The 13,959-nt window shown below is 38.5% G+C and carries 16 protein-coding genes; 2 read left to right on the forward strand and 14 right to left on the reverse strand.

Annotation, left to right across the window (positions count from 1 at the left end):
- The 4 genes from HMPREF2887_RS05880 to typA all read right to left on the reverse strand — a co-directional run.
- On the reverse strand, positions 1-976 hold a 976-nt coding region (locus HMPREF2887_RS05880), incomplete at its 3' end, for a UDP-N-acetylglucosamine--N-acetylmuramyl-(pentapeptide) pyrophosphoryl-undecaprenol N-acetylglucosamine transferase (RefSeq protein ID WP_084740908.1).
- Position 977: 1 nt separating this feature from the next.
- Entirely contained in the window at positions 978-2,330 is a 1,353-nt protein-coding gene (gene murD, locus HMPREF2887_RS05885) for a UDP-N-acetylmuramoyl-L-alanine--D-glutamate ligase (protein WP_021001380.1), read from the reverse strand.
- Between the two features lie 72 nt (positions 2,331-2,402).
- Positions 2,403-2,687 (reverse strand): DUF3165 family protein, encoded by a 285-nt coding sequence (locus HMPREF2887_RS05890; RefSeq protein WP_003025714.1) that lies wholly within the window; start codon positions 2,685-2,687, stop codon positions 2,403-2,405.
- Positions 2,688-2,751: 64 nt separating this feature from the next.
- Positions 2,752-4,593: a translational GTPase TypA gene (gene typA, locus HMPREF2887_RS05895; protein WP_057489582.1), complete on the reverse strand. Its 1,842-nt coding sequence runs from the start codon at positions 4,591-4,593 to the stop codon at positions 2,752-2,754.
- 177 nt (positions 4,594-4,770) lie between these two features.
- Here typA and HMPREF2887_RS05900 point away from each other — a divergent pair, with 177 nt between their 5' ends.
- Positions 4,771-5,496 carry a 16S rRNA pseudouridine(516) synthase gene (locus HMPREF2887_RS05900; protein WP_003025719.1) on the forward strand — a complete coding sequence of 242 codons (726 nt, stop codon included), beginning with the start codon at positions 4,771-4,773 and terminating at the stop codon, positions 5,494-5,496.
- Between the two features lie 20 nt (positions 5,497-5,516).
- On the opposite strand, the gene HMPREF2887_RS05905 is transcribed toward HMPREF2887_RS05900, so the two are convergent.
- The 3 genes from HMPREF2887_RS05905 to HMPREF2887_RS05915 form a co-directional block, all read right to left on the reverse strand.
- Entirely contained in the window at positions 5,517-5,897 is a 381-nt protein-coding gene (locus tag HMPREF2887_RS05905) for a rhodanese-like domain-containing protein (RefSeq protein WP_024052074.1), read from the reverse strand.
- Positions 5,891-6,115, reverse strand: a complete 225-nt coding sequence (locus HMPREF2887_RS05910; RefSeq protein WP_003025724.1) for a YqgQ family protein — start codon at positions 6,113-6,115, stop codon at positions 5,891-5,893. Before HMPREF2887_RS05910 ends, HMPREF2887_RS05905 begins: the two co-directional genes overlap by 7 nt.
- Positions 6,116-6,388: 273 nt before the next feature.
- A complete protein-coding gene (locus HMPREF2887_RS05915) occupies positions 6,389-6,916 on the reverse strand; it encodes a Dps family protein (RefSeq protein ID WP_084740909.1) in 528 nt (175 codons plus the stop codon).
- A 153-nt stretch (positions 6,917-7,069) separates the two neighbouring features.
- Between HMPREF2887_RS05915 and HMPREF2887_RS05920 the strand changes: the two genes are divergently transcribed.
- Complete coding sequence (locus HMPREF2887_RS05920; protein WP_049516828.1) at positions 7,070-7,729, forward strand: prepilin peptidase; 660 nt, start codon at positions 7,070-7,072, stop codon at positions 7,727-7,729.
- Positions 7,730-7,898: 169 nt separating this feature from the next.
- Here HMPREF2887_RS05920 and trpB read toward each other — a convergent pair whose 3' ends face one another.
- From trpB to rsmD, 7 genes are all read right to left on the reverse strand, one after another.
- Positions 7,899-9,095: a tryptophan synthase subunit beta gene (gene trpB, locus HMPREF2887_RS05925; protein ID WP_021001378.1), complete on the reverse strand. Its 1,197-nt coding sequence runs from the start codon at positions 9,093-9,095 to the stop codon at positions 7,899-7,901.
- A 384-nt stretch (positions 9,096-9,479) separates the two neighbouring features.
- Positions 9,480-10,010, reverse strand: coding sequence for a VanZ family protein (locus tag HMPREF2887_RS05930; protein WP_003025737.1), 531 nt, complete (start codon positions 10,008-10,010; stop codon positions 9,480-9,482).
- Entirely contained in the window at positions 10,003-11,085 is a 1,083-nt protein-coding gene (rlmN, locus tag HMPREF2887_RS05935; RefSeq protein ID WP_021001377.1) for a dual-specificity RNA methyltransferase RlmN, read from the reverse strand. The genes HMPREF2887_RS05930 and rlmN overlap by 8 nt, the downstream gene beginning before the upstream one ends.
- Before the next feature lie 33 nt (positions 11,086-11,118).
- Positions 11,119-11,685 (reverse strand): YutD family protein, encoded by a 567-nt coding sequence (locus HMPREF2887_RS05940; protein ID WP_021001376.1) that lies wholly within the window; start codon positions 11,683-11,685, stop codon positions 11,119-11,121.
- Between the two features lie 137 nt (positions 11,686-11,822).
- Entirely contained in the window at positions 11,823-12,878 is a 1,056-nt protein-coding gene (locus HMPREF2887_RS05945) for a SepM family pheromone-processing serine protease (protein WP_021001375.1), read from the reverse strand.
- Positions 12,859-13,356, reverse strand: a complete 498-nt coding sequence (coaD, locus tag HMPREF2887_RS05950; protein WP_021001374.1) for a pantetheine-phosphate adenylyltransferase — start codon at positions 13,354-13,356, stop codon at positions 12,859-12,861. The genes HMPREF2887_RS05945 and coaD overlap by 20 nt, the downstream gene beginning before the upstream one ends.
- The gene (rsmD, locus tag HMPREF2887_RS05955; protein ID WP_025271932.1) at positions 13,346-13,894 is read right to left on the reverse strand and encodes a 16S rRNA (guanine(966)-N(2))-methyltransferase RsmD; all 549 of its coding nucleotides are present in this window, start codon (positions 13,892-13,894) and stop codon (positions 13,346-13,348) included. Before rsmD ends, coaD begins: the two co-directional genes overlap by 11 nt.
- Between the last annotated feature and the right edge of the window lie 65 nt (positions 13,895-13,959).

The raw sequence follows: 13,959 nt of genomic DNA on the forward strand, positions 1-13,959 counted from the left end.
ATGCTTTCTGTTCAAGCAACTCTGCAATCATTTTTTGAAGATTTTCCAAATTCAATTGAGACTCGTCTAATTTTTTAGCATAACCTTTTTTTACAAAATAATCTGCATTTTCAATCTGATCACCGCGACTTGCTTCGCGTCCCAAAGGAACAATTACATGGAGTTTTGCCATAGCCAACAATTCAAAAATAGTATTAGAGCCACCACGTGTAACAACGACGTCCGCCAAATCCATCAACGGTTGATAGAGGTCAGTCACATAGGCAATTCGGTACAGATGATTTGATAATTCATCTAAACTAGCATCGCCTGATAAATTGATAATATTGTAGTGCTGAGTTAGCTCTGCTTTATTTGCCGTTACAAAATCATTAAAAACCTTTGCTCCCGCTGATCCACCAACAAACAGAAGTGTCGGAAGGTTTTCATCAAAATGCTGCCGAATCGCTTGAATCTGCTCATTTGGAGCAGTTGTTTTTTCTCCTACTTTTGTCACAGCTCCCACATGCTCAATTTTTGTCAACGCATGGGCTTGTTCAAAAGTAGAATACATTTTTATCGCACATTTGTAAGCAATTTTATTTGCTAGACCAATAGAGAGGTCTGATTCATGTACATAAACTGGAATCCCAGCTAAGCGAGCTGCAATAACAGGAGGAACCGATACAAAGCCACCCTTAGAAAAGAGAGCTTGCGGACGAACCTTTACCATAATTCCTAAAGATTGCAAAATGCCCCAAGCCACTTTGAATACATCTAACATATTTTGCCAAGAAAAGTAACGACGTAATTTCCCCGTCGCTATAGAATGAAAAGTGATATCCAAACCTGACTTCTGGATTTCTTGGTATTCAATCCCATGCTTATCACCAATATAGTGAACTTGCCAGCCTGCTTCTAGGAATTTTGGAATGAGTAGAAGGTTTAGAGTCACATGACCAACCGTCCCTCCACCTGTAAATATAATCTTTTTCATCTTAACCCTTTAATTCTTCAAATGTTGCAATAAATTCATCGCCACGAACTTCAAAATTTGGATACATATCCCAGCTAGCATTTGCAGGACTGAGAAGAACAATGTCACCTGCTTGTGCTTCAGCAAAAGCTTTTTGCGTCGCATCTTTCACATCAGCAGCACCCATATAGCTAACACCTGCTTTATCTGCTGCTCTCTTGACACGTGCTGCAGATTCTCCAAGAATAACCATTTTCTTCAATCCTTGAATATCTGGCACCAATTCGTCAAATTCATTGCCACGGTCCAGTCCACCAGCAATCAAGATGACCTTGCTATTGTCAAAACCAGATAAAGCCTTTTGCGTTGCAAGAATATTTGTGGATTTGCTATCGTTATAAAATTTAACATGGTTGATTTCACCGACATATTGGAGACGATGTTTAACACCGCCAAAACCTGCCAATGTTTCTTTGATGACTTGATTTTCGATACCACGCAATTTCGCAACTGCAATAGTTGCGAGGGCGTTTTCAACATTATGGCTACCCGGAACGCCAAGCTCATCTGCTGCCATAACAGGCTCTCCACGGAAAGTCAGCATGTTTCCCTCTAAGTAAGCGCCGTCTACCTTTTCTGTAGTTGAAAATGGTACAACGGTCGCTTGCGTCTTTGCAGCCAGCTCTTTCGCTAATGTTTGGTTGAAATTCAATACGAGGAAGTCAGATTTGCTCATATTTTTTTGAATGTTCCATTTAGCCGCCACATAATTTTCAAAAGAGCCATGATAATCAATATGAGTTGGCATCAAGTTGGTAATCACTGCAATCTCTGGGTGAAAGGTTTCAATACCCATGAGTTGGAAAGAAGACAACTCCATGACTAGAGTATCATTTTTGGTTGCAGTTGTTGCAACTTGACTGGCTGGAAAACCAATATTTCCAGAAAGTAGACCACTTTGACCACCTGCAGTCAAGACTTCCGCAATCATTGTTGTCGTTGTTGTCTTTCCATTAGAGCCCGTAATCCCAATAATTGGAGCATCTGAAATCAAATAAGCCAACTCAACTTCAGTGATGACTGGGATTTCCTTTTCCAATGCTTTCTTGACCATAGGGTTGTCGTAACGAATACCAGGATTTTTGACCATTAGTTCAAAGTCTTCATCCAAGAGTTCCAAAGGATGACCACCTGTTACTACTTTGATGCCTTCTTCAAGAAGAGACTGAGCAGCAGGATTTTCCTCAAATGGCTTTCCGTCATTCACTGTGACAATCGCTCCCAACTTATCTAATAAACGAGCAGCGGATTCACCAGACTTGGCCAAGCCTAAAACTAAAACTTTCTTATTTGCAAAATTTGTAATGTGCTTCATAACATGCCTCTTTTTAATTCTTCTGTATCTATTTTACCTTTTTTCAGAAAATAAAAAAGCCTTTACGGCTTTTTATTCTTGTCTGTTACGAAGTTTTGAGCGAAACGATACTTTTCTATTTTTTTGTGACAATTTTGAAATATCACGTAGAGAAAAATAAGCTACGCCAATCATTGCAATTCCTACGAAAAATTCAGACGGTAATTGAAAAATCTGAAATACTGCCAATCCTAATAAAATGATAAAAGCGACTAGAGCAATCACTAAAACTACTACATTTAAAGTCCCTTTAATGCTTTGCGGAGCAGCAAAAATGTAAAATAATAGAATGAGAATTCCAAAGATCAAATAAAACATTTCTACTCCTTTCTAGCCCATCCGCTTCTTTCATATAATGACAGCAAAGCAAACCATTCTTTCATTATTCAGCTGATTTTTTCTTTTTAGCAGCTTTGGCACGTTGATTTTTATCAAGAATTTGTTTCCGCAAACGGATAGATTCTGGTGTGACTTCCATATACTCATCATCATTCAAGAATTCAAGTGATTCTTCCAATGTCAAGATACGAGGCGTTTTAATAACCGCTGTTTGGTCTTTCGTTGCAGACCGAACATTGGTCATTTGTTTGGCTTTTGTAATATTAACCGTCAAGTCATTTTCACGTGAATTTTCACCAATAATCATTCCTTCGTAAACCTCTGTACCTGGATTGACAAAAATGGTTCCACGTTCTTCAATAGACATGATAGAGTAAGTCGTTGCTTTTCCTGTATCAATTGACACGAGAGCTCCACGACGGCGTCCACCAATCTCACCTGGAATCAATGGTAGATATTGGTCAAAGGTATGGTTCATAATCCCGTAACCACGCGTCATAGAAAGGAATTCAGTTGAGTATCCAATCAAACCACGCGCAGGCACAAGGAAAATCAAACGTGTTTGTCCGTTTCCGGTAGCTACCATGTCTAACATTTCACCCTTGCGCTCAGAAAGACTTTGGATAACCGAACCTTGGTATTCTTCTGGGGTGTCAATTTGCACACGCTCAAATGGCTCGCATTGCACACCGTCAATTTCTTTGACGATAACTTCTGGACGCGATACTTGTAACTCATAACCTTCACGGCGCATAGTTTCAATCAGGATCGACAAATGTAATTCTCCACGACCGGATACAATCCATTTATCTGGTGAATCAGTCGGATCCACACGAAGTGAAACGTCCGTTTGCAATTCAGCCTGCAAGCGTTCTTCAACTTTCCGAGACGTTACCCATTTCCCTTCACGACCAGCAAATGGTGAATTGTTCACTAAGAAAGTCATTTGCAGCGTTGGTTCGTCAATGTGAAGAATTGGCAATGGTTCTACTGCATCTGTCGGAGTAATCGTTTCGCCAACAAAGATATCTTCCATACCAGACACGGCAATCAAATCACCTGCTTTGGCTTCGTCGATTTCACGACGTTCTAGTCCAAAGAAACCAAATAGCTTGGTGACACGGAAGTTTTTCGTTGTGCCGTCTAGTTTAGAAAGTGTCACTTGGTCTCCAACTTTTACAGTCCCGCGGAAAACACGGCCAATCCCAATACGACCTACAAAGTCATTGTAGTCCAAAAGAGAAACTTGGAATTGAAGTGGCTCGTCTGAATTATCCACTGGTGCTGGAATATGATCAATAATAGTATCAAAAAGCGGTGCCATAGTGTGCTCTTGGTCAGCAGGATCGTCTGACATAGAAGACGTTCCGTTGATAGCAGAAGCATACACAACTGGAAAATCCAATTGGTCATCATCTGCACCCAGCTCAATGAAAAGTTCCAAGACTTCATCCACCACTTCTGCAGGGCGTGCAGATGGTTTGTCAATTTTATTGACCACAACAATCGGCACTAAATCTTGCTCAAGAGCTTTTTTTAATACAAAACGAGTTTGTGGCATGGTTCCTTCATAAGCATCAACAACCAGAACAACCCCGTCCACCATTTTCATGATCCGCTCAACTTCTCCACCGAAGTCCGCGTGTCCTGGAGTGTCCATGATATTGATACGAACACCGTTGTAAGCAACAGCTGTATTCTTAGCAAGAATGGTAATTCCGCGTTCTTTTTCAAGATCGTTGGAGTCCATTGCGCGTTCTTGCAACTCTTTTCGATCGTCCAATGTATGTGATTGCTTCAATAATTCGTCCACCAGCGTTGTTTTCCCGTGGTCAACGTGAGCGATAATAGCGATATTGCGAATATCTTCTCTTAATTTTGTCATTTTATCCTCTAAATCTTAAGTTTTATTTCTAACTGAACAATTATACCACAGATTACAGTAAAAAACACGGTTAAACCGGGTGTAAATGTTTTCATTAGAAAATCAATGCCCAACAAATTTATTTACATTCTTTATTGCAAAATTATGATATGATAAGAAAAAAACAAAGGAAACTGTATGCGTTTAGATGTTTTACTAGCTCAAGCTCACATTAGTCGTAAAAAGATGAAGCAAGCTCTCCTAAAAAAGAAAATCTTGGTAGATGACTGTCCTGCTCGAAAACTCAGTCAAAATGTTGATACAGGTTTGCAGACGATTACGCTAGAAGAACAACCTGTTCTGGGCAAGCCTCATCAGTATTTTATGATGAATAAACCCCTTGGTGTCGTGACAGCTAACTCCGATGCCAAATCCCAAACGGTTCTAGATCTCATCAAACCAGAAGATTTCAATGATAAGTTATATTCTGTCGGGCGACTAGATCGAGATACTTCTGGACTGCTGTTAATCACTGACAACGGTCCGCTCGGTTTTCAATTGCTTCATCCTCAATATCACGTCACAAAAACATATGAGGTTGAAGTTAATGGTCTCCTAGATGACCGAGCAGTGCAATCCTTTCAAAAGGGCATCGTTTTTCTTGACGGAACAAGTTGTAAACCAGCCATTCTTACAATTCATTCTTCTAGCTCAAACAAAAGCTGTGCTACTGTCACTATTTCTGAAGGAAAATTTCACCAAATCAAAAAGATGTTTTTAACTGTCGGTGTCAAAGTTACTTCTCTTAAACGGACGCATTTTGGAGATTTTGAATTAGAACCAAACTCAGCCGCAGGAGAATACCGAGCATTGAACCAAGCAGAACTCGAAATAGTGAGGCACTATCTAGAAAAAAGCTATTAAAAGTGAGCAACCCGCTTGGATTACTCACTTTTGATTTTTCCTTTCCATCCATCTAGTCCTGTAGAGAGGATGTAAATATTTTGATAACCTTGTTTTTTTAATAGAATAGCTGCATTCATCACACGTTGTCCACGACTATTTTCATATAGTAAAACAGTCTTGTCCTTACGAATCGCTCCTAAGCTTGTTTTTAATTGCTGTGACGGAATATTTCGTGCCCCTAAAATATGTTTACGACGAAAATCGGCTGGATCTCGTAAATCAATTAACTGACCTTGACGAATCATATCACCAAATTCTGCATTGTCTACTACCTTAGCCGCACGACGAACACGAATATAGTTAAAGCCCATCCAGCCTAACGTTCCAACAATAATTGCCAATAAAATCCAGTTTAACATGTTTTCTCCTCATTCTTCTTCAAATATTGTAACTCCAACTGATGTTCCTTTCGCAAGACCCGCTCAGCTTCTAGATAGTCCATTCTTTCTATCAAGCCCGCATCATAAATCCTCTCTAACTCAATTTTCATCATTTCAATATCATACAAGCGCTTACCCATATAGATAATAATGCCAAAACTTTTGAGGTATTGCTGCACATCATAAAGTGTTTTCATGAGGCTTATTTTACCAGAATTTTAGGAGTATTTCAAGGTTGAAAAGAACTCATTTTGTAAGTAAAACATTCTTCAAGTGCTCAAAAACAACAAAAAAGCCGCCGATTGGGCGACTCTTATAGGGAGATTATTATGAAAAAGAAAAGTTTAGGATTTTTATCAAATAAAGTTAGGAGGTCTTCATCTGATGATGTTAGTATAACGCCACCTCCTTAAACTTATCTTAAATTCTAAAAGATTTTAAAAATTTATTTTCTACTCTCAAAAATTTACTTACAAACCCGGAGTTTGACCGATTTCTGCTGTTAACATCCAGATATTCTTTTCAAGTTCTGCTTTTGCACCGACAAAAATATCGTTGGTCACATCATCCCCTTCTTCATCTGTTACATCCAGAGCTTCTTGGTAGAGGCCTACCAAGTAACGGAAGATTTCGATGACACGTTCCAAACTTTCTGCAACATTCTTACTGAATTTTCCTTCTTTTTCTTCAATATTGCTGTGTTGGATAAATTCACTCAAAGTTGAATATGGAGTTCCGCCCAGAGTAATCAAACGTTCACTCACTTCATCCAAAGTTGTATCCAAGGATTCCATATATTCATCCATCTTAGGATGCCAAACCATAAAACCAGCTCCACGCATGTACCAATGTACTTGGTGAAGAGCAATACGAGCAGTGTATAAATCTGCTACTGCTTGGTTCAATTCCACTTTTGTTTTGGGAAGAGACTTACTGAAAGACTCAACACTTGAGAAAGTTGCAACATCTTTTGCTGCTTCATTTTTTAGATTAACCATTATCCTACCTCGCTTTTATTTAGAATGATTCTAATCTTTTTGATTATGGTTTAATTATAATGTTTCTAAATAAGAAAGTCAAATGATTGAACTCAGAAATTTCTTTTATTAGAAAAGTTGCAATTTTTTAGAATTATTTGCGAATAAAAAAGTATGATTCATTTTTATTTTTTCTTGGTTGGAAGCATTGTGGCTTCTTTTTTAGGGCTGGTTGTTGATCGCTTTCCTGAACAGTCCATTATCGTTCCTTCCAGTCATTGTAATGCTTGTGGGCAGAAATTAGCACCTCGTGATTTAGTCCCTGTCCTTTCACAGCTTATCAATCGACTGCGCTGTCGGTTTTGTCAGTCAAAAATTCCCATTCGCTACTTGATATTAGAGTTGGTAGGTAGTTTACTCTTTCTCGCAACTTCCTTAAGCTACTTAACTATCAGCCAACTTGTCTTGCTCATAATGGGAATTACACTAGCTCTTTATGATCAAAGAGAACAGGAATATCCTATCCTCATTTGGTTGTTCTTTCATCTTCTTCTCCTATTTTTGGTAGGTTTTAATCTTCTAATGACTATTTTTTTAGCTCTTGGAATTTTGGCTCATTTCGTTGATTTGCGTATCGGTGCAGGAGATTTTCTTTTTCTAGCTTCTTGTTCAACTGTTTTCAAGTTGACAGAGATTCTTTGGCTGATTCAAATTGCCAGCTTAGTGGGCTTATGTCTCTTTTGCTTAAAAAAGAGAAAAGACAGGATAGCTTTCGTTCCCTGTCTTTTGATTGGAGTGATTGTTCTGCTTTTATGCGAACTGTTGCTTCAATAAAATTAGAATAACGTCCTATCATGAGTCTGGGATGAATGTCTCCAGATTCAGCGGAGCCTCGAAACAATAAAGCGATGATTACAATTTTCAAATTTTAGTTTTTAGACATAATCTTCCCAGATTTTATAATTTTTTGGGGATGATGTACCAGCAATCATGATCGTCTATCTCATTCTTGATTTTTCGTGTTTCTTTTTTCTAAATAATCAGCAATAGCGGCTACATCTTTATCACCACGCCCAGTTACATTGACAATGATAATCTTGTCCTTACTCAATCGAGGCACGCGTTTAACTGCTTCTGCAATAGCGTGAAAACTTTCAATGGCAGGAAGGATTCCTTCTTTTTGTGTCAACAATAACAGTGTATCTACCGCTTCATCATCTGTTGCAGCCACATACTCAACTCGACCTGAATCTTTAAAAAAGGCATGTTCAGGACCAACTCCCGGATAGTCTAATCCAGCGGAAATAGAATAAACAGGAGCCACCTGACCGTCTTCTGAAAATACAGCATACGTTTTCATGCCATCAACAACTCCAATGGACCCTTTAGTCATTGTAGCCACATACTTGTCTGTATTCAAGCCATGACCAGCTGCTTCAACACCAACTAAATTGACTTCTTTATCTGCCACGTATTCAGAAAATGCTCCAATTGCATTAGAACCTCCGCCGACACAGGCAATAATATAATCTGGTAGACGACCTTCCTTATCTAGAATTTGACGGCGGGATTCCTGACTAATAACCTTTTGAAACTCATGCACAATCGTTGGATAAGGATGAGGACCAACAGCCGAACCCAGGACATAAAAAGCATCTAAATCTGTCATCCAAGCAGCAAAAGCAGCATCCACCGCATCCTTTAATGTTTTAGTCCCTGTTTCGACCGCATGGACAGTTGCTCCCATCATTTCCATTCGGAAAACATTCAATCGCTGGCGTTCCACATCTTCTGCTCCCATATACACATCGCATTTCATGCCAAACTTAGCAGCCGCTGCAGCTGTTGCTACTCCATGTTGACCAGCTCCAGTCTCTGCGATAACTCTGCTCTTACCCATTCGTTTTGCTAGGAGAATTTGCCCTAAAACATTGTTTAATTTATGAGAACCTAGGTGATTCAAGTCTTCTCGTTTAAGATAGATTTTTGCACCTCCTAAATAGTCCGTCAAACTTTCTGCAAAATAAAGCGGTGTCTCTCGACCTGCATAATCTGCTAAATAATGATGATATTCTGCTAGGAACTCTGGATCATTTTTATACTTTTCAAATGTCCCCTCTAGCTCGTCTAATAAAACTTGAATCAGTTCCGGTACAAAGCTACCACCAAATTGACCAAAATATCCTTTGTTTTCTACCATGATGTTTCCTCACAATCTTTAGTATTCTTGAATTTAAACAACAAAATACCCTCACACAAAAACTGTGTGAGGGCATATGAACACGGTGCCATCTCAATTATGGGAAAAGTATACCTTATCCGCATATCTCTATCTTGTCTATCAACAAGCTGCACTGTAAGGTGTGCACACCGAATTTTTATTGTTTCAAATTCATATCATTTACATCAGCCCATTTCATAGATATCTACTACTTGTTTACACCTAGCACAAGCTCTCTGGAAGTATCAATTTACTACTTTTCTGATGTTTGAGCATTATTATAGAGTTTTTCTACCATTCTGTCAATAAAATAGTGAAAAAATCATGGAAAAGCATCCTAAAACCGAACAATGACCTTTATTTTTACTTAGAAGTCAGAAACTTATCTTTCCAATGGCTGACACAAGTTTTATACAATAGAAAAGCCAGATATCCGCCTAATGTATTTGTCCATAAATCATCTATTTCAAAAACACGATTGGCATCAATTAAAATATCTAACAAAATCTGTGTACATTCAATGAAAAGGCTTATCGCAAAGCTGACAAATAGCAGACACTTAGTGCTCCTCAACTTAGGAAAAAGCCAGAGGAGCTGAAAAATCAGTGGGCTAAGCAGAAAAATATTCATCACATTTTGCACGAAAACCTTAATCAATTGATATAGAGAAGTAATTTGCCCAAGATTGATAAAAGAATTAAAAGGAATGAGAAGCACTACAATACGACCAAACTGCTGAATCCCCGGCGTCTCCATTCCCTTTTCTGGCACTTGAGGGAGAAAACACATTAGACATAATAATAAAATGTAGAAAATGCTTCCCCAAGTAAGAAAAGTACGTCCCTTAACGGTTAATTCACCATCTGTTTTCAATAGATTGTTCAATTTAAGCATGCTTGGTAAGAGCTTTCTCCTTGTCCTGCTTCATGGTGTTTGAGCGCAATTGACCGCAAGCTGCATCAATATCCGTACCATGCTCTTGACGAACAACACAGTTAATGCCATTCTTTTTCAGAGTATCGTAGAAAGCCATTACACGTTCTTTGGGACTGCGACTATATTGATCATGTTCGCTAACTGGATTGTAAGGAATCAAATTGACATACGATAGCTTTTTGATATTCTTCAATAAAGCTGCTAATTCCAGAGCCTGTTCTACTCCATCATTGACTTTATTTAGCATGATATACTCAAAAGTAACCCTTCGGTTAGTCGTTTCAATATAATATTCAATCGCTGCAAATAGCTTCTCAATTGGAAAAGCACGATTGATTTTCATAATGCTAGAGCGCAATTCATTATTGGGTGCATGAAGAGAAACAGCTAAATTAACCTGCACTCCTTCGTTTGCAAAATCACGAATTTTATGTGCTAGACCGGAAGTGGAAACCGTAATGTGACGAGCTCCGATAGCCAGCCCCTTGTCATCATTGACAGTTCGCACAAACTTAAGAACATTGTCATAGTTATCAAAAGGCTCACCAATCCCCATAACCACAATATGACTGACGCGCTCACCTTGTCCTCGCTCATCAAAATATTTTTGTACCAACATAATCTGAGACATAATTTCTCCGTTATTCAAGTCACGCTGCTTTTTAATCAGCCCGCTAGCACAAAATGTACAGCCAATATTGCAACCCACCTGAGTAGTCACGCAGACTGAAAGACCATAGTGCTGACGCATAAGAACTGTTTCAATCAACATACCGTCTGGCAATTCAAAGAGATATTTGACTGTTCCATCAGCCGACTCCTGTACAATCCTTTGCTTCAGTGGATTGACGACAAATTCATCTTCTAATTTTGCCAACAAATCCTTTGAAATATTGGTCATTTCTGCAAAAGACTGAACCCGTTTGCGATAAAGCCACTCCCAAATCTGAGTAGCTCGAAATTTCTTTTCTCCTTTACTTTCTGTCCAATCTATCAAATCCTGACGGGTCAAACTATAAATTGATGGTTTCATTTTCTTCCTCTCGATTTCCATTCTCGGTTTCCGCTATTTTTGACGAATGACAAAATGGCGCTGGCTGCTTGTTTGTTGTTGCTTCGTTGAATTTTGCTTTCTTGCTCTTTGCTTTTGATTTTGTCGCTTACTGCGCTGGCGATTTTCTCGCTTGGGTTGCTCCTGTTCCTTATAGGACCAAGCTTGCTTAGAACGGCGTGGTTTGGTTTCATTTTCCTTTTTGTGATGAGATTTTTTATCAAACGACGCTCGACGTGGTTTCAAATTTTCCAAAACAAAATAAGCACAGCCATAATTACAGTATTCTAACAAGTAATCTTCTAAGCGACTGATTTTTTCTTCACTTTCATTTGCCTTGTCATCTTTATAAAATCCACGCAAACGCAACTGCTCATTTCCCCAGTCGCCAACAATATAATCAAATTTTGTTAAAATTTCTGAAAAGCGCTGATTAAAAGCCATTATATCAAAACCTTCCTTGAAATTCTCTACCAAGTCAAATTCAATTGTCTCAGTCAAGATTTTGGTTCCTATTTGCCGAAACTCCGGTCCAGGAAATTTATTGTAATTGTATAATTCAGGTGCAATTTCTTTTCGCATAGTCATCCTTTATCATTTATTCTTGTATTAAACCTATTTTACCATAAAAAGAAGTGTTTTTGATAGTTGAAATAGGGAAAGAAGAAAAGAGCAAAGTCAAATTTCTATCATTAACTTGCTCTTTTATTGAATTATTTTTACGACTTTTTTGTGCTCTTGAGGTAATCAATTGCGTCTTGCAAGGTCTTGACAGGTACAATTTTCATTTTAGTTTTAATTTTTTTAGCAGCTGCCAAAGCTGTCTCATAGTTTGTTTTCGCTTTAGGATTGGATTTTTTCACTTCCTTGGTGACTGGATTATTTGGCGCAAAGAAAATTTCTGCGCCATTTTTAGCTGCTGAAACAACTTTTTTGTCAATCCCACCAATGTCGCCAACTTTTCCTTCGCGGTCAATTGAGCCCGTCCCAGCAATATTTCTGCCGTCTCTCAATGTTGGATCTGCAATTTGCGTATAAATTGCCAAACTAAACATCAAGCCCGCACTTGGTCCACCAATACCGGCTGTTGAAAATTCAATTGGTGTGTTGCTTGTGACTTCTGTTCGGTCGATCAAGCTAATACCAATCCCGTTTTTTCCATTTTCAAGTTTAATAATTTTACCTGTAGCAGATTTCTTCTGACCGTCTTCTACATAGTTCACCTTGACCTTGCTGCCAATCTTTTGCGCTCCGACATAGTCTATCAATTCTTTTGAACTATTGAAAGTCTTATCATTCACACCTGTCACGGTATCTGCAATATTTAAAATACCTTTAAAAGTAGAATTCTTTGTGACTTGCAAGACGTAAACCCCTAGATATTTCAGAGTAATGTCTTTGCCAGCTTTTTTCAACCCTTGGTATTTAGCTAGGTTTTGCGACGTTTCCATATAAAACTGATTGATCCGCATGTATTCTTTATCAGAAGTTCCACCAGTCAAATCCTTCGCCGAATAAATATCCGTAAAAGGTGTCAGCCAAGCATAAACCAAATGAGCGAAGGTCGCATGCTGAATTCCAACCGTTACAAAATTATAAGAACCTTTTTCCTTATCTTCTTTGTTGTCCACGCGCAATACCTGACGGACATCCGCTGCACCACCTGGCACCTCAATATAATAAGGCAAGGGAACTACAAAAGATAAGAAAAGCAAAATCAACCCTACTACTGCAATTATCGGCCATTTTTTAAATTTATTTCTTGGTTTTTCCATATTGTTTCTTTAACTCCTTTATGACACTTTCGGGCACATACTTTGAAATATCCTGCTCAAAGGAAATCAATTCACGAATTCTTGATGAGCTGAGATGCTGATAAGCTGGTTTGCTTATCAAAAAAATGGTTTCTATCTCAGGTGCTAATTCATGATTGAAAAAGTTGAGATTCCCCTCATAATCCAAATCCTGACTATTACGTAATCCCCGTACAAAAGTTGTCACTCCTAGCTTTCTAGCTACTTCCACTGCCAATTCATCATGAGAAGTAACAATTTTTACATTCTCCAAATGAACTAGAGCAGCTGCTATCATTTTTTCTTTCGCTTCAATACTAAAAAAACTCGTTTTCTCAAGATTATAAAAAATACCAACATAAAGGCAATCAAAGAGCTTACTAGCTCGCTTAATCAAGTCAATATGCCCCTTTGTAATCGGGTCAAAAGAGCCCGCAAATAATCCAATTTTATCTGACATAAACCGTCACCTTTGAAATTCCATATATTTTTTGCTTCCAGATACCTAGCCCTGCGATTTCTTCTGGTAAATCCACCGACTTGTCTGTCTCACAAACAACCAGTACATCATCGCTCAGAAGCTCTCGTTCAATCATTTTTATAATATCTGAAACAATCTGTTCTTTTGCATAGGGTGGATCTAACAAAACCAAGTCAAACTGTCCTGTGACCAATTCAAGTGCTCGATTGGACTCCATTTTCAGAAGTTCAAATCGTTCTTTTTCCTTAGTCATACTGATATTTTGGCTGATAATCGCTTGCGCCCTGCGGTCTTTTTCAACCAAAACAGCCGAAACCATGCCTCGCGAAATAGCTTCAATCGCTAAACTGCCGCTTCCAGCATACAAGTCCAGAACCTGTCCTCCATCAAAATAAGGACCAATCATATTAAAGATAGCTCCCTTAACCTTGTCTGTCGTCGGTCTGGTTGTTTTGCCTTCCAATGTTTTAAGAGGACGCCCCCCATATTTCCCTGCAACAACTCTCATAAAGAATATTATAACAAAATCTCTAAAGAATGTATCAGTTTTTCTTCTGTGATAGCTGTAAGTCAATTGTTTTT

Origin of the sequence: Streptococcus sp. HMSC071H03 (assembly GCF_001813035.1) — a bacterium.
In the GTDB taxonomy this organism is placed as follows: domain Bacteria; phylum Bacillota; class Bacilli; order Lactobacillales; family Streptococcaceae; genus Streptococcus; species Streptococcus anginosus.